Annotated in this window: 29 protein-coding genes; 10 read left to right on the top strand and 19 right to left on the bottom strand. The window is 60.5% G+C overall.

What is annotated here, in order from left to right:
• Position 1 precedes the first annotated feature (1 nt).
• From FH041_RS17100 to prlC, 11 genes are all read right to left on the bottom strand, one after another.
• The gene (locus FH041_RS17100; protein WP_081728179.1) at positions 2–445 is read right to left on the bottom strand and encodes a hypothetical protein; all 444 of its coding nucleotides are present in this window, start codon (positions 443–445) and stop codon (positions 2–4) included.
• A gap of 2 nt (positions 446–447) precedes the next feature.
• Positions 448–1,338: a P-type conjugative transfer protein TrbG gene (gene trbG / locus FH041_RS17105; RefSeq protein WP_023532808.1), complete on the bottom strand. Its 891-nt coding sequence runs from the start codon at positions 1,336–1,338 to the stop codon at positions 448–450.
• Positions 1,339–1,348: 10 nt separating this feature from the next.
• Positions 1,349–2,107, bottom strand: a complete 759-nt coding sequence (locus FH041_RS17110; protein WP_027913262.1) for a VirB8/TrbF family protein — start codon at positions 2,105–2,107, stop codon at positions 1,349–1,351.
• Positions 2,104–4,662, bottom strand: coding sequence for a VirB4 family type IV secretion/conjugal transfer ATPase (locus FH041_RS17115; protein WP_027913263.1), 2,559 nt, complete (start codon positions 4,660–4,662; stop codon positions 2,104–2,106). The genes FH041_RS17110 and FH041_RS17115 overlap by 4 nt, the downstream gene beginning before the upstream one ends.
• Positions 4,659–4,970: a conjugal transfer protein TrbD gene (locus FH041_RS17120; protein ID WP_023532470.1), complete on the bottom strand. Its 312-nt coding sequence runs from the start codon at positions 4,968–4,970 to the stop codon at positions 4,659–4,661. Before FH041_RS17120 ends, FH041_RS17115 begins: the two co-directional genes overlap by 4 nt.
• 3 nt (positions 4,971–4,973) lie before the next feature.
• Complete coding sequence (locus FH041_RS17125; RefSeq protein WP_050587287.1) at positions 4,974–5,375, bottom strand: TrbC/VirB2 family protein; 402 nt, start codon at positions 5,373–5,375, stop codon at positions 4,974–4,976.
• A 13-nt stretch (positions 5,376–5,388) separates the two neighbouring features.
• The gene (gene trbB, locus FH041_RS17130) at positions 5,389–6,339 is read right to left on the bottom strand and encodes a P-type conjugative transfer ATPase TrbB (RefSeq protein WP_305955236.1); all 951 of its coding nucleotides are present in this window, start codon (positions 6,337–6,339) and stop codon (positions 5,389–5,391) included.
• 541 nt (positions 6,340–6,880) lie between these two features.
• On the bottom strand, positions 6,881–7,939 hold the full coding sequence (locus FH041_RS17135) for a PA0069 family radical SAM protein (RefSeq protein WP_059183494.1): 1,059 nt from the start codon (positions 7,937–7,939) through the stop codon (positions 6,881–6,883).
• Between the two features lie 61 nt (positions 7,940–8,000).
• Positions 8,001–10,007 carry a M3 family metallopeptidase gene (locus FH041_RS17140; RefSeq protein ID WP_059183495.1) on the bottom strand — a complete coding sequence of 669 codons (2,007 nt, stop codon included), beginning with the start codon at positions 10,005–10,007 and terminating at the stop codon, positions 8,001–8,003.
• Between the two features lie 121 nt (positions 10,008–10,128).
• Positions 10,129–10,410 (bottom strand): YheV family putative zinc ribbon protein, encoded by a 282-nt coding sequence (locus FH041_RS17145; RefSeq protein WP_027913266.1) that lies wholly within the window; start codon positions 10,408–10,410, stop codon positions 10,129–10,131.
• The gene (prlC, locus tag FH041_RS17150) at positions 10,407–12,458 is read right to left on the bottom strand and encodes an oligopeptidase A (protein ID WP_231977364.1); all 2,052 of its coding nucleotides are present in this window, start codon (positions 12,456–12,458) and stop codon (positions 10,407–10,409) included. Before prlC ends, FH041_RS17145 begins: the two co-directional genes overlap by 4 nt.
• A 102-nt stretch (positions 12,459–12,560) precedes the next feature.
• Between prlC and FH041_RS17155 the strand changes: the two genes are divergently transcribed.
• A complete protein-coding gene (locus FH041_RS17155) occupies positions 12,561–13,109 on the top strand; it encodes a gamma carbonic anhydrase family protein (RefSeq protein WP_023532446.1) in 549 nt (182 codons plus the stop codon).
• Between the two features lie 74 nt (positions 13,110–13,183).
• A complete protein-coding gene (locus FH041_RS17160; protein ID WP_028687751.1) occupies positions 13,184–13,840 on the top strand; it encodes an HAD family hydrolase in 657 nt (218 codons plus the stop codon).
• Between the two features lie 26 nt (positions 13,841–13,866).
• On the opposite strand, the gene FH041_RS17165 is transcribed toward FH041_RS17160, so the two are convergent.
• Entirely contained in the window at positions 13,867–14,958 is a 1,092-nt protein-coding gene (locus FH041_RS17165; protein WP_028687750.1) for an aminopeptidase, read from the bottom strand.
• 66 nt (positions 14,959–15,024) lie between these two features.
• Between FH041_RS17165 and FH041_RS17170 the strand changes: the two genes are divergently transcribed.
• The gene (locus FH041_RS17170; RefSeq protein WP_027913270.1) at positions 15,025–15,438 is read left to right on the top strand and encodes a hypothetical protein; all 414 of its coding nucleotides are present in this window, start codon (positions 15,025–15,027) and stop codon (positions 15,436–15,438) included.
• Between the two features lie 57 nt (positions 15,439–15,495).
• Positions 15,496–15,909: a hypothetical protein gene (locus FH041_RS17175; RefSeq protein ID WP_023532343.1), complete on the top strand. Its 414-nt coding sequence runs from the start codon at positions 15,496–15,498 to the stop codon at positions 15,907–15,909.
• A gap of 29 nt (positions 15,910–15,938) precedes the next feature.
• On the opposite strand, the gene FH041_RS17180 is transcribed toward FH041_RS17175, so the two are convergent.
• Complete coding sequence (locus FH041_RS17180; RefSeq protein WP_027913271.1) at positions 15,939–16,172, bottom strand: DUF1161 domain-containing protein; 234 nt, start codon at positions 16,170–16,172, stop codon at positions 15,939–15,941.
• Positions 16,173–16,243: 71 nt separating this feature from the next.
• Positions 16,244–16,669, bottom strand: coding sequence for an OsmC family protein (locus FH041_RS17185; RefSeq protein ID WP_027913272.1), 426 nt, complete (start codon positions 16,667–16,669; stop codon positions 16,244–16,246).
• 151 nt (positions 16,670–16,820) lie between these two features.
• Here FH041_RS17185 and FH041_RS17190 point away from each other — a divergent pair, with 151 nt between their 5' ends.
• Positions 16,821–17,825, top strand: a complete 1,005-nt coding sequence (locus FH041_RS17190; RefSeq protein ID WP_059183497.1) for an LLM class flavin-dependent oxidoreductase — start codon at positions 16,821–16,823, stop codon at positions 17,823–17,825.
• A gap of 123 nt (positions 17,826–17,948) precedes the next feature.
• Here the strand turns inward: FH041_RS17190 and FH041_RS17195 are convergent, their stop codons facing one another.
• Together FH041_RS17195 and FH041_RS17200 are read right to left on the bottom strand one after the other, a co-directional pair.
• The gene (locus tag FH041_RS17195; protein WP_023532365.1) at positions 17,949–18,170 is read right to left on the bottom strand and encodes a DUF1161 domain-containing protein; all 222 of its coding nucleotides are present in this window, start codon (positions 18,168–18,170) and stop codon (positions 17,949–17,951) included.
• A gap of 101 nt (positions 18,171–18,271) precedes the next feature.
• Positions 18,272–18,487 carry a dodecin gene (locus FH041_RS17200; protein ID WP_023532741.1) on the bottom strand — a complete coding sequence of 72 codons (216 nt, stop codon included), beginning with the start codon at positions 18,485–18,487 and terminating at the stop codon, positions 18,272–18,274.
• Between the two features lie 150 nt (positions 18,488–18,637).
• On the opposite strand from FH041_RS17200, the gene FH041_RS17205 reads away from it, so the two are divergent.
• Complete coding sequence (locus tag FH041_RS17205) at positions 18,638–18,961, top strand: YqjD family protein (protein WP_023532474.1); 324 nt, start codon at positions 18,638–18,640, stop codon at positions 18,959–18,961.
• On the opposite strand, the gene FH041_RS17210 is transcribed toward FH041_RS17205, so the two are convergent.
• Entirely contained in the window at positions 18,958–19,854 is an 897-nt protein-coding gene (locus FH041_RS17210; protein WP_027913274.1) for a LysR family transcriptional regulator, read from the bottom strand. The genes FH041_RS17205 and FH041_RS17210 overlap by 4 nt on opposite strands.
• A 108-nt stretch (positions 19,855–19,962) precedes the next feature.
• Here FH041_RS17210 and trpB point away from each other — a divergent pair, with 108 nt between their 5' ends.
• The gene (gene trpB, locus FH041_RS17215; RefSeq protein ID WP_140174894.1) at positions 19,963–21,180 is read left to right on the top strand and encodes a tryptophan synthase subunit beta; all 1,218 of its coding nucleotides are present in this window, start codon (positions 19,963–19,965) and stop codon (positions 21,178–21,180) included.
• The gene (gene trpA / locus FH041_RS17220; protein ID WP_027913275.1) at positions 21,177–21,986 is read left to right on the top strand and encodes a tryptophan synthase subunit alpha; all 810 of its coding nucleotides are present in this window, start codon (positions 21,177–21,179) and stop codon (positions 21,984–21,986) included. The genes trpB and trpA overlap by 4 nt, the downstream gene beginning before the upstream one ends.
• Positions 21,987–22,152: 166 nt before the next feature.
• Here trpA and FH041_RS17225 read toward each other — a convergent pair whose 3' ends face one another.
• Together FH041_RS17225 and FH041_RS17230 are read right to left on the bottom strand one after the other, a co-directional pair.
• The gene (locus FH041_RS17225) at positions 22,153–22,491 is read right to left on the bottom strand and encodes a DOPA 4,5-dioxygenase family protein (protein WP_023532452.1); all 339 of its coding nucleotides are present in this window, start codon (positions 22,489–22,491) and stop codon (positions 22,153–22,155) included.
• 55 nt (positions 22,492–22,546) lie between these two features.
• Positions 22,547–23,446, bottom strand: coding sequence for a LysR family transcriptional regulator (locus FH041_RS17230; RefSeq protein ID WP_059183499.1), 900 nt, complete (start codon positions 23,444–23,446; stop codon positions 22,547–22,549).
• 108 nt (positions 23,447–23,554) lie between these two features.
• Here FH041_RS17230 and betC point away from each other — a divergent pair, with 108 nt between their 5' ends.
• A complete protein-coding gene (gene betC, locus FH041_RS17235) occupies positions 23,555–25,072 on the top strand; it encodes a choline-sulfatase (RefSeq protein ID WP_027913278.1) in 1,518 nt (505 codons plus the stop codon).
• A 14-nt stretch (positions 25,073–25,086) separates the two neighbouring features.
• Positions 25,087–26,016 carry a choline ABC transporter substrate-binding protein gene (choX, locus tag FH041_RS17240; protein ID WP_028687747.1) on the top strand — a complete coding sequence of 310 codons (930 nt, stop codon included), beginning with the start codon at positions 25,087–25,089 and terminating at the stop codon, positions 26,014–26,016.
• The last annotated feature ends 79 nt before the right edge of the window (positions 26,017–26,095 follow it).

Here is a 26,095-nt window from a genome sequence, read left to right on the forward strand (position 1 = left end):
GTCACTCCTTGCGAACCCAGACGCCAGCAGCCAGCAGGCGATCGTTCTGTACGCCATAGGCACGGCTCAGGGTTTCAGGGCCGACCCGCAGGATCACCCGCAGCAGCTGGGTGTCTTTGGGGGTGTCGACCACGTAGTTCAGCGGCAGCGCAGGTACCACGCCGCGCGCAGCAGGCGCTGGCTGCGCCTTGGGGTCGAACTCCTGCACGGAATAGCCCGAGGCGCGCAGAGTGCTCAACAGGGCAGTACCGAAGCCATCACGGGTTTCCTGAGCAAACCGCAAGCGGGTGCTGGCAGGCGGGTGCACCACCGCCAACTGGCGAACGGTGGCCTGCGCCAGCTGCTGGTTGACCGCAGGCGATGTGCGCTCGGCGAAGTTGCCATAAGGCCCGTTGGCACAGGCGGCCAGCCACAGGGTGGCGAACAGTGCTAGACAAGCGCGCATGCTCATTTACCCCGCTGGATGGTGACACGGTCCTGGGACTTGCCCACGCCGGCAATCAGGATGGCTTTGTCGAACACGGTGTCGACAATGTAACGGTCGCCCTGGATGCGGTAGTTGACCATCACGGTCTCATCATCCCGGAACCAGCCGCCGTCCTTGCGCACCACCATCAGCGACGGGGCCTCGGTTTGGGCTACGGTTTGTGGCATCTGGATGATGGTCTTGCTGCCATCGTTATAAACCCGCACGGGTTTCCAGGCAGTGTCGCCTTCGACGGTGTAGTCGAAGCTCAGGTTACCCAGGTATTCGCCGGTTTCGGGGATGGTCGCGCGCTTGCGCTCGGTGGTTTCGCGCTGCTTGATCATGTTCCACTTCGCCAGCGCTTCTTCCGGATAGGTGAAGGCCACCTGCGGCATGTACTGGGTGCGGTGCGAGCGGAGCTTGAAGTGGTAGGTGCGGCGGTTGGTGGTGACCACCAGCGACGTCTCCAGCCCCACGTCCATGGGCTTGATGATCAGGTGTTGTACTTCGCTCGGGCCCACACCGGTGATGGCCGGCTCGACGGTCCAGCGTGCAGTGTCACCCAGGTTGATCGAGTTGACCTGCTCACCGGCTTGCAGGGCGATGTCGCACACCTGCAACACGGCGCAGACGATGCTCGGCTGCTGGGCACCGAAGATGAAGCGGGCAGTGCCGTCGCCACCATCGACCGGCTTGATGCCAGTGGCACTGGCCTGCTGCCAACGCTGGGAAATGGCCAGGGCGGCCTTTTCCTGCGGGGTCAAGGTGGGGTTGGCGTCCGAGAAGTACAGGTCGGCCTGACTGGTGCCGGGCGCGGCCTGAACGAACGCAGGCAGTGCGGCGGCGAGCAAAGCGCAAAGATAACGGTTCATGGTCGGTCCTTCAGAGTTGCTTAGACCAGGAGAAGTCGCGCACATAGGTCCCGATCGGGTTCATCCGCAGTTGCTCTTCGCTGGTTTGAGTAGTGGGTTCGGCGGTATAGGTGGTTACCAGGGCACGCCAGTTGACTTTGCTCTTGACCAGGCCTTGCCGATCACGAGTGACTTCTTCCCAGTCCACCTGCCATGTCTCCGGGGTCTGCTGCATGACCGAACGGATGTCGACGCTGACGGTTTCCTCTGCAGCGCGCACGAACGGGCTCGAGTCCTTGGTGCCGTTGAGCCATTCGTTCATTTTCTGCGTAGCCGGATCGTTCTGGCTGAGCAGCGCATAAATGCGGAAGATCGATTTGCGCAACAGCGCCACGTCCGGCGTGACGGTGCGGGCATCGGCAATGAAGCTGGCGATTTGCGATTTCACAACGCGTTGATCGACTGGCTGCGCCACCTGCGCCGGCGCTACCGCCAATGGCTGCCCAAGCTTGTCCACTTCAACCACGTAGGGCACGAACTTGGACTGGCTGCCGATATGAATCAGCCCGCCCACACAGGCCAGGGCGATCATCATCGACAGGATCGCAACCACCTGCCACATCAGGCGCGAGGTCACGACGCTGCCGACATGGTCATTCCAGGTACGGCGGGCCGTCAGGTAGGGGTTGTCGAGTACTGCGCCTTGCGGCGACGGGGCGCCGGTAACGGTATCGACAGATTCAGCGGGGCGTTTGCGCACCATCGCTTTCATGCGTTCAGCGAAGCTCATGCGGCCACTCCATAATCATTCAGTCTGAGGCCACGGGCGGCCAGCCATTCGTCCACCCAACCGTTGCCATACTTGGCTTCCAGTCGCTTGATGGCGGCCACCGACTCTTTATCGGAGGCGCCGACGAACGCCAGGGCGAGCGGACCCAGGGCAAGGTCATATAACCGGCGGCCGTTTTCCGAGACGTAGTAGTACTGACGCTTGGGTACGGCGGTGGCGAGGATTTCGATCTGCCGGGCGTTCAAGCCCATGCGCCGGTACAGCAATGAAGTGTCTTCATCACGTGCATAGACGTTAGGCAGGAAGATCTTGGTGGCCGTCGACTCGACGATGACATCGAGAATGCCAGAGTTGGCGGCATCCGACAGGCTCTGGGTAGCCATCAGTACCAGGCAGTTGGCCTTACGCAACACTTTGAGCCACTCACGGATTTTCTCGCGGAAAGCGGGGTGGCCAAGCATCAGCCAGGCTTCGTCGAGAATGATCACCGCCGGCTGCCCCTTGAGCGCGCGTTCGATACGGCGGAACAGATAAAGCAGCACTGGCAAGGCGTACTTGTCGCCCAGGTTCATCAGTTCTTCGATCTCGAAGACGGTGAAGTCGGACAGTGTCAAACCATCCTCATCGGCATCGAGCAGGTGCCCCATGGTTCCGTCGACGGTGTACTGGCGCAGGGTTTCACGCACGTTCTCGTCCTGCACCACCAGGCAGAACTCGGAAAGGGTGCGCGAACCGTCGCGGTACATGCTCATCACCGCATGGCCAATTTCGTTACGCTGTGCAGCGGTGGTCTCAAGGCCGTTCAGCGCCAGGATGGTATCGAGCCATTCCATCGCCCACGCGCGGTCACCCTTGGTTTCCAGGAACTGCAGCGGGCAGAAGGCAAGACGCTCGTCGTCGGCCGCTACGGTGAAGTGAAGCCCGGAGCTCCCGGCACTTTCTGCCCGGATACCTGCTGCGAGGGGGTACATGGACATGCCTTTGTCGAAGGCGAAAATCGACATGCCCTGGTAGCGGCGCAGTTGTGCAGCGATCAGCGCCAGGTGCGTGGACTTACCCGCACCCGTGGGGCCGAACATGAATGTGTGACCCAGATCGCGCACGTGCAGATTCAGACGGAACGGCGTGGCACCGCTGGTTACACAGTGCATCAGCGCCGGCGAAAGCGGCGGGTAGAGTGGGCAGGGGGCTTCGGCGCTGCCTGTCCAGATGCTGCTGGTGGGCAGCATGTCAGCCAGGTTCAGCGTATTCATCAACGGGCGACGGACGTTTTCAACGCCATGGCCCGGCAGGCTTCCCAGATACGCGTCCAGCGTATTGATGGTCTCGATACGAGCGGCAAAGCCAAGCCGCTCGATGGCCTTCTCCACACCACGGGCGGCTTCTTCAAGTTGCTGGCGGTCCTCATCCATCAAGACTACGACGCTGGTGTAATAGCCCTGAGCGATCAAGCCACTGTTGACCTCGGCGATCGCGTCAGCCGCATCCTGCACCATCGAGAGCGCGTCCTGGTCGATATTGCCGCTGTTGGTGTTGAAGACTTGATCGAAAAAGCCACGAACCTTCTGCTTCCATTTCTTGCGGTATTTATCCAGGTGTCGCACGGCCTCATGGGTATCCATGAATATGAAGCGACTGGACCACCGGTATTCGCAGGGCAGCTCGGCAAGCGCGGCCAGGATGCCGGGCGCAGACTCCAGCGGAAAACCTTCTATCGCCACCACCTGAATGAAGTTGCGGCCGATCTTCGGTACCACGCCCCCCCACAGTTCCTTGCCGCCAAGAATGGCATCCAGGTACATGGGGTTGCTTGGTAACTGTACGGGTTGGCTTATACCGGTCACGCAGAACTGGACCCAGCTGAGCAGATCCTCATGGGTGATCTGTGCGCCTTCCTCTGTCACCAGCGTATTGGCCTTCAAACGTGTCATCTTGAGCACCGACGACAGGCTGCCCTCGACGCTGGTGCAATCGCGCTTGAATTGCTCGATAAGGTTACGCGTGCGCGCCTTGTGGTCTGGCGGCGGCGTGTCATCGTCGAACATCAGCTCGACGAACTTCTGCTGCGCCAGCATGGGCGGGAAGTAAGTCAGCGTCAGGACGAAATAACCTTCATACAACGATCCCAATGACTCGAAGAAGCTGCGTCGCTCTTCGTCCATCGCTTCGGTGAGCCGATCCGGGAAATGCGAGAAACCCTTGCTGGAATAATTGACCGCAGGACGCCGCACGGCATCGACGTGGATCATCCACCCACTGCCCAACCCAACCAAGGCCTGGTTGATACGCAGCGATACCAACTCGCGCTGGGCGTCGGTGCTGCTGGCGTTATCGTCACCTCGATACAACCACGCAGCCATGAATGCGCCGTTCTTGCCGACGATCACACCGTCGTCGACCAGCGCCGCATGGTTCAGCAGATCTGAGAGGCCCGCATCTTTGGAGCGGTGCTTTTTGAGCTTGAGCTCGGCATCGACCTGCAGGAGACGCTGGACCAGCAGCAGGACCAGCAACGCACCGAGGGCTGCGATGGCATACGCAATACCTTCGATCATTTGTATTGATTTCCCTGACTTGGCGGGTTGTCCCTGTACGGGGTACTACGCGCCGGGTAGTAAGACTTGTAGCGTCGATGACGCAGGTACACCGGGCGCATCTTCGGGTCGGCCTTGGCCATGACCCGCAGAATGAAAAGTGCGGCAAACCACAGCACCAGCCCGACTACCGTGGCGCGCAATTCCTGGGCGCTGAAGATCAGGGCGAATGCCAGCAGGCCGGAGAACATCACCAGCTCGCGGTCGCCACCCATGAACAGATTGTCGCGGTTTCCCGCACGGCGAATAGGGATGGTGCGCAGCGCCATGGTTCAGACCTGCCCTTGTACCGAGTGGGCAGTCATCATCGGTACCGATTGGGCCAGTTCAGCCGAGGTGCCGAAGAATTTCTGCATGATGTTGTTGGCGCCCACGATCAGTGCCATAACCAGCACCAGGAAGATCAGCGTGCGGAAGAAGCCGTTGAGGTCGCCACCGAAGATCAGCACGCCGCCTGCGACCACGATGCCGATCAGCGACAGGGCAAAGGCGACTGGGCCAGTCACCGATTTCTGCAGAGACTCCAACCAGCTCTCGTAGGGCAAGCTGCCGCTACCGGCAGTAGAGGCGAATGCATTTTCCGGGGTGACCATTACGTAGAGCATCAACAGGCAGAGCGCCAGGTAGCCAAACGTTTGGGCATTGATGCGGGACAGAGAAATGTTGGCTTGCATGTGCGATGTTTTCCTAGAGGTTGCGCATGATGTAACGGCCGTTTTCGTACCCGGAAACCTCGAGGATTTCCTGGATGCGGCGGCCTTCTGGGGTTCTGGCGATGGAGATGACGACGTGAACCGCTTCGCCAATCAGCGGCTCGATGTCGGCCGGGGCCGACTTGTTGCGAGAAACCAGGGATTTAAGACGGGTCAGCCCTTCACTGGCGCTGTTGGCATGCAGGGTCGCAGCACCGCCAGGGTGACCAGTGTTCCAGGCGTCGATCAGGTCGAGTGCCTCTTCGCCACGCACCTCACCGACCAAGATGCGGTCAGGCCGCATGCGCAAGGAGGTCTTGAGCAGGTGGGTCATGCTTACGTCGACGGTGGTGTGGTACTGCACGAAGTTCTTGGCAGCGCACTGAATCTCACCGGTGTCCTCGATGATGAATACCCGCTCACTGGGAAACTCGATGACCATCTCGTTGATGACCGCGTTGACCAGGGTGGTCTTGCCGGTACCCGTACCGCCGATAACGAGGATATTGCGGTGATCGCGGATGGCCCGCTTGATGGCATCGCACTGGGCCGGCGTCATGATCGCCGACTCCACATACTGGTCCAGGGTGTAGATGGCGACCGCTTTTTTTCGGATCGCAAACGTGGCGGCGCGCACCACTGGCGGAAGCTGGCCCGCGAAGCGCGACCCGTCGAGGGGCCATTCGCCTTCGAGCAGCGGTTTGCTGCGGGTCACTTCCTTGCCATGGAAGCCGGCCACGGTCTTGATGATGGACTCGGCCTGCGCCGGGCGCAGGTCGCCAATGTGCCTCATCGGTTGGCCCAATTGTTCGAGCCACAGCTTACCGTCGCCGTTACACATCAACTCGACGGTCTGCGGATGGTTGAGCGCGTCGATAATCAGCGGGCCGGCATCGCGTTCAAGTTTTTTCTTGGCGCGATCTTTCAGGCTGACAGTTTCTGCAATATCCACACTATTCGTCCATGAATTAAACGCTGACCCAATCGCAAGGTATTCCACCGAGCGTGTGTTACAGATCTTCAACTACTGATGAGGGGCAAAACGCGCCTCGCTCGAAATATCCACCTGGGCTGACCAGATGCTTTCAAGTTACGAGAGGCGATCCACAATGGCGCGGAGGTTACCGGAGCAACAATTGCTAACGAAATGGTAAATCTCTTACAGCCATGTAAGTCTTTTCCTACAAAATTGGTACGAGCGTTCTTCGAATTGACCGCACGCGTGCCTCTGAAACCCGCGCCGTAGCTGGTCTCTACCATGAGCGCCAGTAATGCTGGCAGCTAAACGCCACTACCGCTGACTGATCGCCTTTCACAAAAAATGAGAGGCAATTCACAATTAGCCAAAACTTTTTTTTGTGGCCCAGTTCACAATTGCCTCCCGCGCAAACATCGCTTCTGTTGGCTGTGAGTTGATATAAGACAGCCATCCGATGATGGCACTTAGATATCAACGAGCAAGCCGGACAGCATCTACGTTAATTGGTTCAAAGCAATTGAAGTTGTCTGCCGGGTGGGCTGAACAATGAGCAATCAAGTTGCAGAGATTCACGGCCCTCCAGGTTCAGCTTGCGTACAGCCCTGTCAAAACGCTGCGCCAACAACTGCGCAAAAATACCCTCGCCCCGCATACGAGCACCGAAACGGCTGTCATAAAGCGCTCCACCCCGGCTTTGCCGAATAAGGCTGATTACATGGGCTGCACGCTGCGGGTAGTGATCGTGCAACCACTGCTCAAACAGAGGGGCCACCTCAAGCGGTAAGCGAAGCATCATGTAGGCTGCGCTTTGCGCCCCAGCCTCTTGCGCCGACTCCAGCAACTGCTCCAGTTCACAGTCGTTGATCATGGGAATGATCGGCGAGCACAGGACGCCTACGGGTACGCCGGCATCGCGCAGCAGGCGTATGGCCCGCAAGCGTGCAGCAGGCGAAGCGGCACGGGGCTCCAGAATGCGCTTGAGGCCGGCATCAAGGGTGGTATGGCTGATCATCACGCGCACGAGCCGCAAGCTGGCCATTTCGGTCAACAGGTCAAGGTCACGCAGAACCAAGGCGCCCTTGGTAACGATGGTCACTGGGTGGCGAAACTTCAGCAGCACCTCCAGCAAACGCCGGGTCAGCATGTATTCGCGCTCTATGGGCTGATAAGGGTCGGTGTTCGCCCCCAGGTTGATTGGCGCACACACGTACCCAGGTTTGCTCAGCTGCTGCGCCAGCACATCGGCTGCATTGGTCTTGGCAATCAGCTTGGTTTCGAAATCCAGACCAGGCGACAAATCCCAATAGGCGTGCGAAGGGCGTGCATAGCAGTAGATGCACCCGTGCTCGCAACCGCGATAAGGGTTTATCGACCGGTCGAAGGGCAAATCGGGTGAGGTATTGCGGCTGATAACCGTCTTGGCCGTCTCGATCCGCACTTCGGTCCCTTGCGTGACCGGTACATCTTGGTACCAGCCATCGTCCTCATGCGAAGAGTGGGTAGGGCCGAAGCGGTTATGCGGGTTATGCGCAGTGCCGCGGCCCTTCAACGGAGGTGAATATGACATGGCTACACCCTTTACTGTATGCATGTACAGTAAAGGGCCTGGCGACTAATTGCCAGCCCGATCATCCGACGGCCTGAAGCCACTGGAGGTAGGGGTGTAGGTTTGTCTCACGGCCAAGAAACTGCATCACTCCTTCACGCAATGGGCGCGATGCTCCGGGGGCAATCAATGACTCGAGCAGCGCCTGTCCAAGTGCACGATCAAGTAGCCCTGTTTGCTCGAAGCGGGTGAAGATATCCACAGCACATACATCTGCCCAGAGGTACGCGTAATAACCGGCGTCATAGCCGGTAACCAGGTGGTCGAAGGCGTGGGCTGGGTGCTCTAGGGCGTTTAAAGGCCAGTAACCACATTGCTCGCGCGATCGAGTAAATCGCTGGCGAAGGGTTTTCCCGTCAGCTGGGTTCGTGTGCAGATCCACATCGAACAAGGCCTTGCTCAGCTCAAGCGCGGCTTCGCCGATGGCTTCGCGTCTGTAGCGCTCGACGCACTGCTCGACCTGCGCCCTGTCAATCTGACGCCCATCCGAATAGTGCGAGGAAATGCTGACGAGATAGGCGGCGTTCCACACCCAACGTTCGAACAGCTTGCCGAAGAGCTCCGTACCGTCCGTACCGAGTTCGACTACGCCCGACTGGATCTGATTGTCCGTGCGCACCAAGAGGTGGTGCAAGGCATGGCCGAACTCGTGGTACAGCTTGCGCAACGCGAGGTGATCCAACAGTGGCTGCGCACCTGCACTACCTTCGGGCACATCGCTGAAGACGATCACCACCGCTTGCTGGAAAATCCCTTCCGCGTCGATCCGGCGGTTACGCACATACGTTGTGAACACCGCCTCTGCCTGCTTACCGGCGTGCTGCACGGCATCGAGGTAGAGCAAGCCAATCCGTGCGTCGTCCTGGAATGCCTCGAACACCAGTACCGAGGGTGCCCATACGGGGGCAGGGGTGGGCCTCAACTCCAGGTCAAAGAGCCGCTTGGCCAGCTGGACCAACGCGTCGATGACGGCAGCCATCGGGAAAAATTCGCGCAGCGCGTCCTTTGGCACTATCTTGGCCGCGTCTCGCAGTTGCTTTTGGGCAAAGCGTAGGTCCCAGGGCTGCATGTCTTCCAGACCCAATGCCTGAGCGTCACGCTCAAAGTCTGAGCGCCACTGCAGCACTACGGGCTTCATGCCAGCAGCCAAGCTTTGCAGGAAGGCGCGAACCTGGTCTGGCGAACCAGCACTTTTACGCGCCAAGCTCAGGGTCATGTGATCGGAGAACGCCAATAGCGTCGCTCGTTCATGGCGCAGAAGGGCCAGTTGCTGCAGCACTTGACCATTATCTTGCGACAGGTCGGTATTGACGCCACGTCCATGAAAAGCCTGATACACCTGCTCACGGAGAGCACCCAGCTCGGCCTCTTCCAGCACACGCTCGGCAGCCCAGCTTTCGCAAGGTATGGACCATCCGTTACTGCCACGCTGCCTTGCTCGCTCGCTCAACTCATCGAGACTGCGTTGGGACAGACCACGCAGCTGAGTGACGTCATCGACGATCATGTCCGGCTGGTCGAGATTAATCAGATACTGCTCTTCAAGCTCGGTTATCCGACGTTGCAGGTCGAGCAGCCGCGTCTTGTCGCTCGTGGGCAGGGAAGCGCCACTCACGCGAAACCTTTCCAAGTGCCAGCGCAGTGTTGCCCGCTGGCGATCATCGAGGTTAACGCCGATATCGCTGTGCGCCAGCTGTTCATACAGCGACTGAAGCTGCTCGTTGCTAAACCTTGAGTCCAACGCAGCGCTGGCCGCGATATGAAACGCCAGGATAGGGTCACTCCAGGTCTGCCCTTTGCCCAGAAAGGGCATTACCCCATAAAGCACTGCGTACACCTGGGCGTCCAGATCATCCATGGCCAGCACCAGGTCATCCCATGTTGGCATCGATGGCTGGCTGTTGATCACGCGCTCGATGCCTTGAGCATACTGCTCAAGGACCTGATCGAATGCATCCTGCATGCTTTCGACTGCAATGGAGGGGTAGTCGACGGGCACATTGCCGTCTTGCAGAAGCGGGTTGCTCATCACGCGTTACCTTGCTCAATGATGGGAGCATGCAAGCGTGGACGACTGCGCAAGCGTGCAGGTCGCTCTTAATTACCACCAGCCGCCACCGCCCGGGCCTTGCACCCGGGCGGTGCGGTGGTCAATCGGCCGGTTTCTTCAGCTTCGGATTGGGAAAGAACTGCACGGTCTGCACTTTCGCCGCTGCCGGCTTGGGCGCTTGTTGGTTGACCCGCGTGCCCAGTTCACTGGGTACCGACAAGCCCTGCTCATTGAGCGTATCGGTAAAACCACACGCCACGCACTCGCGGTGCGGCACACCGTCTTCGTTCCACATCGTCAGCTTGTCAGCTTCACTGCACGCCGGGCATACCGCGCCGGCGATGAAGCGCTTCTTGGTCTTGTTCACGGCATCCTCGCTCATGCTGCCGATTCTTCGGCCAGACCGCTGTGGCGCAGCAAGGCGTCAATGGACGGCTCGCGACCGCGGAAGTCGACGAACAATACCATCGGCGCACGCGAGCCGCCGCGTGCCAGCACCGCTTCGCGGAACGCCCGGCCTGTTTGGGCATTGAACACGCCTTCTTCCTCGAACCGCGAGAAGGCATCGGCCGACAACACTTCAGCCCATTTGTAGCTGTAGTAGCCTGCGGCATAACCGCCCGCGAAGATGTGCGCAAAGCTGTTGGGGAAGCGGTTATAGGCCGGTGGGCGCATGACCGACACTTCATCGCGCACCCCTTCGAGCACCTGCAGTACCGTACGGCCGTCACCGTGGCTGGCGTGAAGCTCAAAGTCGAACAGCGAGAACTCGAGCTGGCGCACCATCATCATGCCCGACTGGAAGTTCTTCGCAGCCAGCATCTTGTCCAGCAGGTCCTGCGGCAGCGCCTCGCCAGTATCGTAATGGCCGGAGATCAAGGCAAGGCCTTCGGGCTCCCAGCACCAGTTCTCCATGAACTGGCTGGGCAGTTCTACCGCATCCCATGCCACGCCGTTGATGCCGGACACTCCAGCGTGGTCGATGCGGGTCAACAGGTGGTGCAAGCCATGGCCGAACTCATGGAACAGCGTCGTGACCTCGTCATGGGTCAGCAAGGCAGGTTTGCCCGGCGCGGCAGGGGTGAAGTTGCACACCAGGTTGGCCACCGGGCTTTGCAGTTTGCCCTGCGCCGTTACGCGACGGTCACGCGCACCGTCCATCCAGGCACCGCCACGCTTGTTGGCGCGGGCATAGAGGTCGAAGAAGAAACGCCCCACATGCTGGCCGTTCTCCTTGATCTCGAACAGGCGTACATCCGGGTGCCAGGCATCGAACTGCTTGAGCTCGTTGATCTCGATGCCGTACAGGCGCTGCACGATGCTGAACAGGCCGCCTAGCACCTTGTCGATGGGAAAGTAGGCGCGCAGTGCTTCCTGGGACACGCTGTAGCGCTGCTCTCGCAGCTTCTCGCCAAAGTAGCTGGCATCCCAACTGGCCAGCTCGGGACAACCCTGTTCGGCAGCATAGGCCTTGAGCTGGGCCAGATCGCGGGCGGCGAAGGGCTTGGAGCGCTTGGCCAGATCGCGCAGGAAGCTCAACACCTGGTCGCTGGACTCGGCCATCTTGGTCGCCAGGCTGAGCTCGGCGTAGTTCTTGTAGCCCAGTAATTCGGCAAGCTCCTGGCGCAGATCGAGAATCTGCTGCATCACCGGACCGTTATCGAACTGCCCCGCGTTCGGGCCCTGATCCGAAGCGCGGGTACAGTAGGCCGCATACAGCTCTTCGCGCAGCGCGCGGTCGCTGGCGTAGGTCATCACCGCGTAATAGCTGGGGAACTCTAGCGTGATCAGCCAGCCCTCGAGGTCCTTGGCGGCGGCAGCGGCGGCCATCTGGGCCTTGGCCGAGTCGGGCAGGCCGTCGAGCGTGGTTTCGTCGGTGACGTGCTTGCTCCATGCCTGGGTGGCATCCAACAGCTGGTTGGAGAAACGGCTGCCCAGCTCGCTGAGTTTGCTCTGCACCTCAGCGTAGCGCTGCTGTTCTGCGGCGGGCAGGTCGATGCCCGACAGGCGGAAGTCGCGCAATGCATGTTCAAGGATGGTCTTTTGCGCCACATCGAACGAGGCAGCTTCAGGGCTTGCAGCCAGTGCCTGGTAGGCATCGAACAGCGCGCGGTTCTGCCCAAGCTCCGTGGAGTAGGCACTCAGCGCTGGCAGGCAGGCCTCATAGGCTTCACGCAACGCTGGGCTATTGCACACCGCATTGAGGTGGCTCACCGGGCTCCAGGCGGCCCCGAGGCGGTCGTTCAGTTCGTCCATGGCCAGCACCAGGCCTGCCCATGTAGGCGCTGCGCCTTGTTCTTCAAGAATCCTGGCAATGGCTTTACGGTTGTCGGCCAGGATCGCTTCGATCGCCGGCAGCACGTGCTCTGCACGGATTTGCGAGAAGGGCGGCAGATCGTGGGATTGCAGAAGCGGGTTGTTCGCAGTCACGGTTTGGATACCTTGGCAGAAGAAACACAGCCCCATCTTAATTACAATCGACGCCGACCGCAGCAGGCAGCCAGCCTATCGGCACACATGAGGAACACTATCATGGCCATTCGAAGCTTCCAGCAACACCATCCCAAGCTCGGAGCGCGGGCCTTCGTCGACCGCTCGGCGGTGGTACTGGGCGATGTGGAGATCGGCGAAGACAGTTCGGTCTGGCCATTGGTGGTCGTGCGAGGCGACATGCACCGCATCCGTATCGGCGCGCGGACCAGTGTGCAGGACGCCAGTGTGCTGCACATCACCCACGCCAGCCCGTTCAACCCTGATGGCTTTGCGCTGATCATCGGTGACGAAGTCACCATCGGGCACAAGGTCATGCTGCACGGCTGCACATTGGGCAACCGCATCCTGGTCGGCATGGGCAGTACCGTCATGGACGGCGCCATCGTCGAGGACGAGGTGATCATTGGCGCCGCCAGCCTGGTGCCACCGGGCAAGCGCCTGGTCAGTGGCTACCTGTACATGGGCAGCCCAGTCAGGCAGGTCCGGTTGTTGAACGACCAGGAACGTGCCTTCTTCGCCTACAGCGCTGGCAACTATGTGAAGCTCAAGGACCAGCACCTGGCCGAGGGCTTCGATCAGCCAGACTGATCGTTTTTCCACAGCCATGCGGGCACGGCTTGCCCGCCAGCATGCGGCGCAGCACTCAAGCGGAAACCTTCCCTATGCACCAGCAAAACATTCTGTTCGACCTTGATGGCACCCTGACCGACCCACGCCTGGGTATCACCCGCTCCATCCAGTACGCCTTGGCGAAACTGGGTATCGACGAGCCAGACCTCTCACGCCTTGAACACTTCATCGGCCCGCCGTTGTTGCAAGCGTTCATGCAGTTCTACGGTTTCGACGAAGCCAAGGCCTGGGAGGCGGTCAACTTCTACCGTGAGCGCTTTCGCGTCACGGGCCTGTACGAAAACCTCGTGTTCGACGGGGTGCCGCAGCTGCTCGAGACCCTCAATGGCCAAGGCCGCACGCTCTACATAGCGACTTCCAAGCCGTGGGAATTCGCGCGCGAAATTGCCCGCCACTTCGCCTTCGATCAGCATTTCAAAATGATCTACGGCAGCGAGCTGGACGGTACGCGAACCAACAAGGTCGAGCTGATTCGCCACTTGCTGGACGAAGAAGGGCTGGACCCGGCGCACACGCTCATGATCGGCGATCGCAAGCATGACCTGATCGGAGCCCGTAGCAACGGTTTGCAGGCAGTGGCAGTAGGGTATGGGTTCGGAAGCCGCGAGGAACTGATGGCAGAAACGCCGGCGTTCCATTTCGCCTCCCTGGCCGAGATGCACGAGGCGTTCAACAGGCAACCTCGCTGAAGGGCTGGGCAACCGGCTAGCGCGACCTAGCCCTTGGGCATCAACCCTTGCAAGGCTGCAGTACGCGCTGCGAGGGGCAATGAAGCCAGTTGCCCGACGCGCTCATAAAAGCGTTCCCAGTCACCTTCGACCTGGCGAAACAAAACCGAAAAAGCAGGCACCCACTGGTCGTACAGTCCGAATGGCAGCAATTTCGCATTGTTCATCGGCCCATAGACCCAAGCGTCGTAACGCCTGTCGCCTCCCCATGGGCCATCGCGCAGCGAATGGTAATCGCGCCGCAACCGCTCGAACTCGGCCCGCTTGGCCAAGCGCTTGGTTTGATCATCGGTGGGCGCCGCATAAAGGGCCTGTAGCCGTGCCCGCGTGGCCAGCACCAAGCGAATGAACTGCTCGCGCTGCGGACCATGGTCGTCGCCGGTGGCCGCCAGCCCACGGCTGAGCCGCCATTGCCGCGTGCCTTGCTGCTCCACGAACGACGCGAATGACTCGTTGAAGGCCGTATCGTCTTGCACATAGACACGCTGATGAGCCAGCTCGTGAAAGATCAGTGTGGCCAGGCGCTCTTCACCCCAGCCCATCATCGATGACAGGATGGGGTCATCGAACCAGCCCAGGGTCGAATAGGTTTCAACGCCGCCCACATAGACGTCAAGGTGCTGCTGGCGCATCAACGCCGCTGCACCCCGTGCTGCGCCCTGACGATAATAGCCGCGGTAAGCCACGCACCCGGCAATGGGAAAACAGTGGGTGACTGGCTGAAGCGACAACTCGGGGGTGGCGAAAACATTCCACACGACGTAGGGGCGGCCCAAGTCGGCGTACATCGTGTAGCTTCGGTTGTCGGGCAATTTCAGCTGCTGGGTGGCGAACGCTCGCGCTTGTTGGGCGTACTCCAGCCGAGCGCGCAATGGCACAGACGTGGCAGGATCAGCCATCACCTTCGTCACGGGCCGACGCGCCTGCAGCAGCTCCCACTGGCCGGCTGCCAGCTGGCCATAGTAGCCAGCGCTGCTGCAACCGTTGAGCAGCGCGGCGACCAGTAGCGGAACAAACCGGGTGAAAACACGGTCGAGTGCCCCAGGGTCTGAGCGCTGCGCAAGCACTATTCCAAGCATCGTTTACCGTCTTATTCGCTCAACCCCATTCGCCTAAAGATTATCGTGCCGAAGGGGAGTTTCGCCATGCGCGCATTGTGGGTTACCGGTTCCTTGCTGCTGACAACGGCCTGTTCGACATTGCCCGACCCCGACCCCTCTCAGGCGTGGGTCGACCTTGAACCAGGCCAGCAGACCTCCCTGGACGCGGTGAAAGTCGACGCACGCGACTGGGACGACAACCGTTATTTCCAGGTACCGCCTGGCAACCATGAGCTGACCGTGCGCTATCAATTCCCGGTGGCGCCCAGCAACATCGGTCCCGTCGACGCCCCGCTATGGCGTGATTGCCAGGTCAAGGTAGCCTTCAAGGGCTTCGATGCTGGCGAGCGTTACCAACTGCAGGCTGGCAGCATCGGCTTCCGTCCCTGGATCAAGCTCTATGATCAGCAACAGAAACTGGTCAGCCAGGGCGAACCGGCAGGCTGCCAACGGACGTAAAGCATCCAAAACAGCGCTATGCTTGTCACATATTCACTGCAAGTGGAAAACCCTGCCATGCGCCAGCCCATGATGCTGATCGCCCTCAGTGCACTGGGAGCTTGTGCCAGCCCCCTACCGCCCAAAGATCCCAAACAGGCCTGGGTAGACCTATACACCATGACACCCGGCAGGGTCATCATGGCCGATCGCCTCGATGGCAAGCGCCTGGACGATGGCCGTTATTTTCAGGTGACGCCCGGCAAGCACGAACTGATCGTACGTTTCGACTATGAGATCTACGCGGGCGGGTTCTCTACCGACCCCAGGGACCGTACGTGCTACCTGACGGTGCGTTACGATCACTTCGAGGCAGGGGAGCGTTATCGGCTTGAGGCAAGAGCGCCGGTGATGGAGCCACAGGTGCTGCTGTATGACTCAGCCAGGACCGTGGTCGTCAACGAACCTAGCAGGGTCTTCTGCATTCCTTAGGTTTTCTTAATGACCCGCTGTTGGCAGGCTTACTGATCATTCTTCTGATAAATGATCTTGCGGGCACCGCCATCGCAGCTGCCGACCACCATATTAGGGTCCTGCACTTCGCTGTTGGGCACGATTTCAAGGGTATAGGACGGCACGCCCTGGGCCTGGATCTTGGCCTCGATTTCTGCCTTCAACTCCTCGCATGGCTTGATTGCTGCCAGTGCCGAAGTTGTCATCAGGGAGACCAGTAAAGTTGTAGCGATGCGAATCATGGGCGGCTCCAGTAAAGGCAGCGAGGCTGCCGGGTTTTCAGATTACCGCAAACCGCCCACGGCTGGAGCGATCAGCTTACCAGCTTGGCATCCAGGGTAATGTCGGCGTTGAGCACCTTGGACACGGGGCAGCCTTGCTTGGCCTTATTGGCGATTTCCTGGAACTGCTCTTCGCTCGCCCCTGGTACCTTGGCGCGGAGCACCAAGTGCACTGCGGTGATGGCAAAACCATCGCTTTGCTTGTCCAAGGTGACTTCTGCCGCTGTGTCGATACGCTCGGGCGTCAGCTTGGCTTCGCCCAGCATCATCGACAGCGCCATCGAGAAGCACCCAGCGTGGGCGGCGCCGATCAGTTCTTCCGGGTTGGTGCCCGGCGTATCTTCGAAACGGGTGTTGAACCCATAAGGATTGTTCTTGAGCGCGCCGCTTTCAGTGGAGATCTGGCCCTTGCCGTCCTTGAGACCACCTTCCCAGATTGCCGATGCTGTCTTCTTCATGATGCCTCCCGGTCATTGGTTAAGTACCTATCTATTCAGAGGCTGGTAGCCTGATGAGAGTTCAGCTCAATCCGACAGGGGACATTGAATCCAACGATTGCGCCCATACAGAGTCAAAAGGCCTCAGGCCAACCATCATTGCGGAGGCTTCATGACGCAGTTGCGAAATCTGAAAATATCCACCCTTGATCTGGTGCCAGTGCGCGCCGACCAAGGGCCCGCGCAATCACTGCGCAATTCGCTGGACCTGGCGCAACAGGTCGAGCGTTTCGGTTACAACCGTTTCTGGGTAGCCGAGCACCACAACATGGACGGCATCGCCAGCTCGGCCACCTCAGTGCTGATCGGTTACCTCGCAGGCGGTACATCGCGTATCAGGGTAGGTTCCGGGGGCGTCATGCTGCCCAACCACGCGCCGCTCGTTGTGGCCGAGCAGTTTGGCACCCTGGCCAGCCTCTACCCCGGCCGTATCGACTTGGGCCTGGGCCGCGCTCCAGGGTCCGACCAGATGACCGCCCATGCACTGCGCCGCGACCGCGCCGGCAGTGCGGATGATTTCCCGGATGACGTCGAAGAGTTGTCGCGCTACCTGGGCCCACGCACCGATGATCAGAAGGTGATTGCCGTACCGGGATACGACACCGAAGTGCCTATCTGGTTGCTGGGCTCTAGCTTGTTCAGTGCCCAGCTGGCCGGCATGCGTGGTATGCCCTATGCCTTCGCATCGCATTTTGCGCCGCGCTACATGCACGAGGCCATTCGGGTCTACCGCAACCACTTCAAGCCCTCTACCACGCTGGACAAGCCCTACGTCATGCTCGGCATCCCCATGGTAGTGGCCGAGACCGATGAGAAAGCCGAGTACCTGGCCACGTCGGTTTATCAACGCATCCTGGCCCTAATTCGCGGTCAGAGCCTGATGCAGAAGCCCCCGGTAGAAACCATGAATGGCTTGTGGTTGCCGCATGAGCGCGATGCAGTGGGCAGCTTCATGGGGCTGGCGATGATCGGGAGCCCAGACAAGGTCCGTGCCAAGGTCGACGTGTTGCTGGAGCAGACAGGGGCCGATGAACTGATCTTTACCTGCGACCTGTACGAGCACGCAGACCGGATACGCTCCTACGAGTTGCTGGCTCAGGCACTGCAGCCAGCCTAGCGGTTGAGCAGGGCGCGCCGTGGAGCGAAACTGGGCTGGGCTGGCCTCTTGATGGGTGGCCGGTAGCCGAGCAAACGGCCGTATGCCCGAACCCCGTGGTCAACCCACGGGGTTCGGTGGCCCTTAGTTGCGGCTGTAAACGATTTCCTTGGTACCGCCTTCACAACTGCCCACCACCTTGCCAGCGGGATCACCCTTGTCCACGACCGTCAGCGTGTAATTTTGCACGCCCTTGGCATCGAGCTTGGCAGCGATTTCCGCTTTCAGCTCTTCGCACGGCTTGCCGGCCGCCATCGCGCCGCCCGCCAGGGTCATCAGGCCCAACGCCAGAACCACTTTGTTCATCACTTGCTTTCCTTGTGCAGATGAAATCGCAAAAGGCGCCCATCAGGCGCCTCGTCTAAGTCTTACCCCATCGCGCCAGGCACATCCAGCCCGGACCTGTATCAGCTGTTGGTGATACGGAAGCCGACCTTCAGGGTCACCTGGAAGTGCTCGACTTTGTTGTCGCGAATATGGCCGCGGGTGCTGACGACTTCGAACCACTCCATCATCTGCACGCTTTTGGAGGCTTCGGCCAGGGCATTCTGGATTGCATCTTCGATACCGGTGGTGGAAGAACCTACCAGTTCGAGCATTTTGTACGTGTGGTGATCGGACATGTGTTGACTCCTTGGATGGCGATAACGTTGAGCCTAGCAGCGCAGTGCTGGTTTACCTGCGAGCAGGCGCAGCGGCAGAAAGTTCGATCGCACTTTCGCTTCGCTTGATAGTCGCACTCTCTAGAGCCCATAACGCGAAGGAGAGTCAACATGCCCCGCAACTCGCTGCGTAAAACATCACTGGAAAGCATGGAAGCCGAGATCGAGAGCCTCCTGAAGAGCCTGGAAAGCCTCAAGAACGACGCCTCCGAGGAATCCCAGAAGTCCCTCAAGGCTATCCGCAGCAATGCCGAGACGGCCCTGAAGCACTCGCGCAGCCTACTGAGCGACGCTTACGAAGAAGTCAAAGACCGCACGGTCAAGACCAGCATCGCTACTCGCGACTATGCCCAGGAACACCCCTACACCACCGCTGGCGTGGCAGTAGGCGCACTGGGCCTGCTGGCTGCCTACCTGCTGTGCAAGCGCAACTAAACGCTCTGCCCAGCCAACTCGGCGCGTAACCACTGCGCCAGCTGCTCGGCGCGCCCATCCGCGGCGCGCCGTGGCACCCACAGCGCCAACGCTGCAGGCGTTGCGCTAAAGCCCCATGGCGCGATCAGGCGCCCTGCACGCAAGTCATCGGCCACCAGTGGCTCCGGCGCGATGGCCACCCCCAATCCTGCGACTGCGGCTTCCAACAAGTAATACAGGTGCTCGAACGACTGCCCATACTTTACTGCCTGGGCATCGAGGTCATTGGCCAACGCCCAGGTAGGCCAGGCTTGCGGGCGCGAGGTGGTGTGCAGCAAGGATTCTTCCAATAGCTGGCTGACAGCCGCTTTGCGCAGTCGCCCAGCGCCCTCGAAGTGCGGGCTGACGACTGGACCGATACGTTCCTGCGCCAGTACATGAACCTGCATGTCCGCTGGCCACGGCGGTTCGGCATAGACCAGCAACGCATCCAGCCCAGGGCGACGCGGGTCCAGGTCACCCTCACCGGCAGAAAGATGCAGGCGAAGCTCAGGCAAGTCGGCATTCAGCCGTCCCAGGCGCGGGATGAACCAACGCGCCAGCAAGCTTCCGGAACAGCCAAGCACGAAAGGGGCGTGCTCCACTTCGCGGGTCAGCTCCCGGCATACCCCACGCAGCCGATCAAAGACCTCACCACTGACGTCACGCAACCTGGCGCCTGCATCTGTGAGTTTGACACCTCGCCCATCCTTGGCGAACAGGGCCACGCCAAGGTGCGCTTCGAGCGCTTTGATTTGCCGGCTAACTGCGCCGTGGGTGACGTGCAGCGCCTCGGCTGCCTGGCTGACGCTGTTGAGCCGGGCAGTTGCCTCGAAGGCGCGCAACGCATTGAGAGGAGGGAGATCACTGGCCATTACGTGTGAGTTTTCCTGACAAGTCAGAGCAATCTTATCGGTTTTCATCGGGGCAGGTCATGGTTACAGTAAAGCCCATCACTCATTCGTTATGCCTTGGAGCGTCTCATGACCCAGTCCCAATATCGCCCCGGCCCCGATGCCAATGGCCTGTTCGGCTCGTTCGGCGGCCGCTACGTGGCCGAAACCCTGATGCCACTGGTACTGGACCTGGCCCGTGAATACGAAGCGGCCAAGGCAGACCCTGCATTTCTCGAAGAGCTGGCTTATTTTCAACGCGACTACATCGGCCGTCCCAACCCGTTGTACTTCGCCGAGCGCCTGACCGAGCACTGCGGTGGCGCCAAAATCTACTTCAAGCGCGAGGAACTCAACCACACCGGCGCGCACAAGGTGAACAATTGCATCGGTCAGGTATTGCTGGCCAAGCGCATGGGCAAGAAGCGCCTGATCGCTGAAACCGGTGCCGGCATGCATGGCGTCGCTACCGCCACCGTGGCGGCGCGTTTCGGGTTGCCTTGCGTGATTTACATGGGCGCTACCGACATCGAGCGGCAGCAGGCCAACGTGTTCCGCATGAAACTGCTGGGCGCTGAAATCGTGCCGGTCACCGCTGGCACCGGCACCTTGAAAGACGCCATGAACGAGGCTCTGCGCGACTGGGTCACCAATGTCGACGACACCTTCTACCTGATCGGCACCGTGGCCGGCCCGCACCCCTATCCAGCCATGGTCCGGGACTTCCAGTCGATCATCGGCAAGGAAACCCGCGCCCAGATGCAGGAAAAGGAAGGCCGCCTGCCGGACAGCCTGGTGGCATGCGTGGGTGGCGGGTCCAATGCCATGGGCCTGTTCCACGAGTTTCTCGAAGAGCCGAGCGTTCAGATCATCGGTGTCGAAGCGGGCGGGCACGGCGTGCAGACCGACAAGCACGCAGCCAGCCTGAACGGCGGGGTACCTGGGGTACTGCACGGCAACCGTACCTACTTGCTGCAGGATGCCGACGGCCAGATCACCGATGCCCATTCGATCTCTGCAGGCCTGGACTATCCGGGCATCGGCCCCGAGCACGCCTACCTGCACGAAGTGAAGCGGGTCGAATACGTCAGCATCACCGATGACGAGGCCCTGGATGCCTTCCACGCATCCTGCCGGCTCGAAGGCATCATTCCAGCGCTGGAAAGCGCCCACGCGCTGGCCGAAGCCATCAAGCGCTCTCCGTCCTTGCCCAAGGACCACCTGATGGTGATCTGCCTGTCGGGGCGCGGAGACAAGGATATGCACACCGTCATGAACCACATGGCCGCCCAGGAGAAACAGGCATGAGCCGTCTTGAACAACGTTTCGCCGAGCTGAAAACCGAAGGCCGCGCAGCACTGGTCACCTTCGTCACCGCAGGTGATCCAGGCTATGACGCCTCGCTCCAGATTCTCAAGGGCCTGCCGGCGGCAGGTGCCGACGTGATCGAACTGGGCATGCCATTCACCGACCCCATGGCCGATGGTGTAGCGATCCAGCTGGCCACCCTGCGCGCGCTTGAGGCTGGGCAGACCCTGGCCAAGACGCTCCAGATGGTCCGCGAATTCCGAGTGGATGACCAGACCACGCCGATCGTGCTGATGGGTTACTACAACCCGATCCACCGCTTTGGCGTGGAAGCGTTCGTGGCCCAGGCCAACGAAGCCGGTGTCGATGGCCTGATCATCGTCGACCTGCCACCTGAGCATGACGACGAACTGGCCAGCCCGGCCCAGGCTGCGGGTATCGACTTCATTCGCCTGACGACCCCGACCACCGACGACGCGCGCCTGCCCCGCGTGCTGCAGCGTAGCTCCGGCTTCGTCTACTACGTGTCGGTGGCCGGTGTGACCGGTGCAGGCTCGGCGACTACCGAACATGTGACCGAAGCCATTGCACGCTTGCGTCGCCATACGGATTTGCCGATCAGTGTAGGGTTCGGCATTCGCACCCCCGAGCAGGCGGCCAACATCGCCCGCCTTGCCGACGGTGTGGTGGTAGGCTCGGCCCTGGTCGACAAGATTGCCCACGCGCAGAACCCCGGTCAGGCGGTAGACGATGTGTTGAGCCTGTGCTCGGCGTTGGCAGAAGGGGTGCGTGGCGCTCGGCGCTAACCGATGGTTGTCGCTTCAAGGGTTGCTCGGTGCCCGAAGCTATCCTGGGACTGCTTTGCAGTCCCAGGATTTCAACTTTCCACAGAGGTTTCCGGACACGCTCCGCGACTCATCGGCGCCAGTCCGGCGCCCCGGCAAGAACGTTCCTGAGATTGGGATCGCCCAATCAACGCCCTTCGCCAAAGCCCGACAAGTCCAGAGGCCGCAACGCTCCCATCCAGATCGCATGATCGCGGTGGTCTGCCAGCTCATCCCCGGTCAGCGGGTGCAGAAACACCACCAGCCCCTTGCGGTGCAGCGCCAACCAGGGCAGCACCACGCCAATGAGCTCCGGCTCGAACGCCAACTGGCAGCTCCAGTCGGGATGCGGCCCAACCGCCCTGGTGTGCATACGCCCCATGACGACCGGGAACAGCGCCGCTGCCTCCTCGCACAAGGCTCGCGCCTGCTCAAGGGTCGAGGCATCGTAGTACACGTGGGCGTGATAACCCTTGATTCTCTGCACAGCTACTCCTGATGTGCGTCGATTCTGACAACATGCCACAAGCGGGCCCAGCATCTCAGAGGCTACGCTCGTGCTCAAGCCAATCCACGAAGCGTCCGATCAACGCCCCGCGACGCTTGCGCGGCGGCAGTACGGCGTAATAGCCACGCGCCGACCGTAAGCTGCCCTCCAACGGTCGACACAACAACCCTTGATCGACCAGCCCATCCACCAGATGCCGCCAGCCAATCGCCATGCCCTGGCCCGCGATGGCAGCCTGGATCAACAACGTGTAGTTGTCGAACCGTAGCTGCCCCGCAGGCGGTGCGCTGGTCACCCCTAAGCCGCGAAATACACCTGCCCAGTCGAACCACCGGCTGGCCTGTTCACCCTTGAGGTGCAGCAGCGGCAAGCGCTGCAAGGCCGCAGCAGACAAGGGTTTGCCATGGATCAGACGAGGGCTGCATACCGGGAAAACTTCCTCGTCGAACAGCCAACGGCTCTCGCCTTGATGAAAACGCCCATCGCCGAACAGCACCGCCACGTCGATATCCGGGCGCAACATGCCTTGGCTTCGCTCACCTGTCACCAGGCTCACATCGACCTGAGGATACGCTTCATGAAAGCGCTGCAGTCGGGGCATCAACCAGAACGCAGCGAATGCAAAATCCGTTGCCACCTGCAGGACTTCACGCTGTGTGCGCCCGCTTGCGCGGGCCACGCCATCGTCCATGGTGTGCAGCCCCTGGCCGACATATTCCAACAACACCTGGCCCGCTTCGGTCAGCTCGATGCCCCGGTAGATACGGTCGAACAGCCGCGTGCCCAGCTGCGCCTCCAGGCGTTTTATCTGCTGACTGATCGCCGGCTGCGTGGTGCCCAGCTCCAAGGCAGCTGCCGTAAAGCTGCGCAAGCGCGCGGCGGCCTCGAACACGCGCAACGTATCCAACGACAATCCCGCAAGGTGCTCGAACATAAGCCTGGCTAATCCCACACATTGCCCGACAGGGGCTTTACCCCCGTTATGCACCGCCTCATCGTGGTAGGCAAGCATTCCGCATAACCTTCAACGATGGAAGCTTGCATGAAACGCCCTAATATCCTGTTCATCATGGCCGACCAGATGGCAGCGCCGCTGCTGCCCATCTACGCTGACTCACCCCTTCAAATGCCTCACCTCACTCGCCTGGCCGCTCAGGCCGTGGTGTTCGATTCGGCTTACTGCAACAGCCCGCTGTGCGCGCCCTCGCGCTTCACCCTCGTCAGCGGTCAGCTCCCCAGCCGCATTGGGGCCTATGACAATGCAGCAGATTTCCCCGCCGATATCCCCACCTACGCCCATTATCTGCGCCGCCTGGGTTACCGAACGGCACTGTCAGGCAAGATGCACTTCTGTGGGCCTGATCAATTGCACGGCTACGAGGAACGCCTGACCAGTGATATCTACCCGGCCGACTACGGCTGGGCCGTGAACTGGGATGAGCCTGACGTGCGACCAAGCTGGTACCACAACATGTCCTCGGTGCTGCAGGCAGGGCCATGCGTGCGTACGAACCAGCTGGATTTCGACGAGGAAGTAGTGTTCAAGGCGCGTCAGTATTTGTATGACCATGTCCGTGAAAACGACGGCCGTCCGTTCTGTCTGACAGTGTCCATGACCCACCCCCACGACCCTTACACCATTCCCAAACGCTACTGGGATCGCTACGAAGGTGTGGATATTCCGTTGCCCAGGCACACCGATAGCCAGGCGTCACTCGATCCCCACTCCCAGCGATTGCTCAAGGTCTACGACCTTTGGAACAAACCGCTTCCTGTGGACAAAATCCGCGATGCTCGGCGGGCCTACTTCGGCGCATGCAGCTATATCGACGACAATATCGGTCAATTGCTGCAAACCCTCGAGGAATGCAACCTCGCCGACGATACTTTGATCGTGTTCTCGGGCGACCATGGCGACATGCTGGGTGAGCGTGGCCTCTGGTACAAGATGCACTGGTTCGAGATGTCAGCCCGTGTACCGCTACTGATCCATGCCCCGCAGCGCTTCGCGCCCGGACGCGTGAGTGCGTCCGTCTCGACCTGCGACTTGCTGCCCACCCTGGTCGAGTTGGCAGGTGGGGCTGTGGATAAATCCCTTCACCTGGATGGCCGCTCTCTGCTTGGTCATTTGCAAGGGCAGGGCGGTCACGACGAGGTCATTGGTGAATACATGGCCGAGGGTACCGTCGGCCCGCTCATGATGATTCGCCGTGGTTCCTACAAGTTCGTGTACAGCGAGGACGACCCCTGTCTACTCTATGACCTGAGCCGCGACCCGTACGAGCGGGAGAATCTGGCTACCAGCCCGGATCATCAGGCATTGATGCAGGCGTTCGTCACCGAGGCGCGCCAGCGCTGGGACATACCCGGCCTGCGCCAGCAAGTGCTGGCCAGCCAGCGACGTCGCCGTCTGGTGGCCCAGGCACTGGCCATTGGCAAGTTGAGCAGCTGGGACCACCAACCTTGGGTGGACGCCAGTCAGCAGTACATGCGCAACCACATCGATCTTGATGACCTTGAGCGCAAGGCACGTTATCCACAGCCCGCCCCACTGGATTGAAAAGAGAGCCCGCCATGCATACGTTCGCTGCTACCTTGTTCGCGCTAGCCGTCAGCCTGGGCACACTGAGCGCCCAGGCCGCCGATGACAACGCGCAGTGCTCAACCGTCAAGCTGGCCGACCCTGGGTGGAGTGACATCGCCACCACCAACGCAGTGGCCCGCCTGCTGCTTGAACCCCTGGGGTACCAGGTCAAGGTGGACAGCCTGGCGGTGCCGATCATCTATGGCGGGCTCAAGGACGGCCAGGTCGATGCCTTTCTTGGAAGCTGGATGCCTGCGCACCAAGGCTTCCATGACAAATTCGTCGCCAACGGGGATGTGCAGCAGCTCTCGCGCAATCTGCAAGGAACCGAATTCACCCTGGCGGTGCCGGACTACGTGTGGAATGGCGGGGTACGCGATTTCGCAGACCTGAACAAGCACGCCGATCAGTTTGGCAGGAAGCTCTACGGCATTGGCTCAGGCGCGCCGGCCAACCTCTCGCTGCAAGCGATCATCAAGGATGATGCCTTCGGCCTGGGCAAATGGAAGCTGGTGGAGTCCAGTGAGCAGGCCATGCTGGCCCAGGTGGACAGAGCGGTCAAGAAACAGCAGTACATTGTCTTCCTCGGCTGGACGCCTCACCCCATGAACGTGAAGCTGAACATGCATTACTTGACCGGTGGAGAGAAGTGGTTCGGCAGCAAAGGCGACGTGTTCACGCTGACACGCAAGGGTTATCCACAAGCCTGCCCGAACGCGGCAAAGTTGCTGAGCAACTTGAGCTTCACGCTGGACATGGAAAACACCATCATGGCCGAGGTTGTGGATAAGAAGATCAGCTTCGACGATGCCGCCAAGGCCTGGGTGAGAGCACATCCCGAAGCACTGGATGGTTGGCTGACCGGCGTGACCACCAAAGAGGGTGCGGACGCCGTCGCGGCCGTAAAAAGAACGCTGTAACGCGTTAATGGAGAGCGGGTCTGTCTGCGGTTGATTCGTGAAACAGATCGCTTCTCCAGAACAGACCCATTCGGGGGAT

This window comes from Pseudomonas sp. SWI7, from assembly GCF_006351945.1.
Taxonomy (GTDB): domain Bacteria; phylum Pseudomonadota; class Gammaproteobacteria; order Pseudomonadales; family Pseudomonadaceae; genus Aquipseudomonas; species Aquipseudomonas fulva.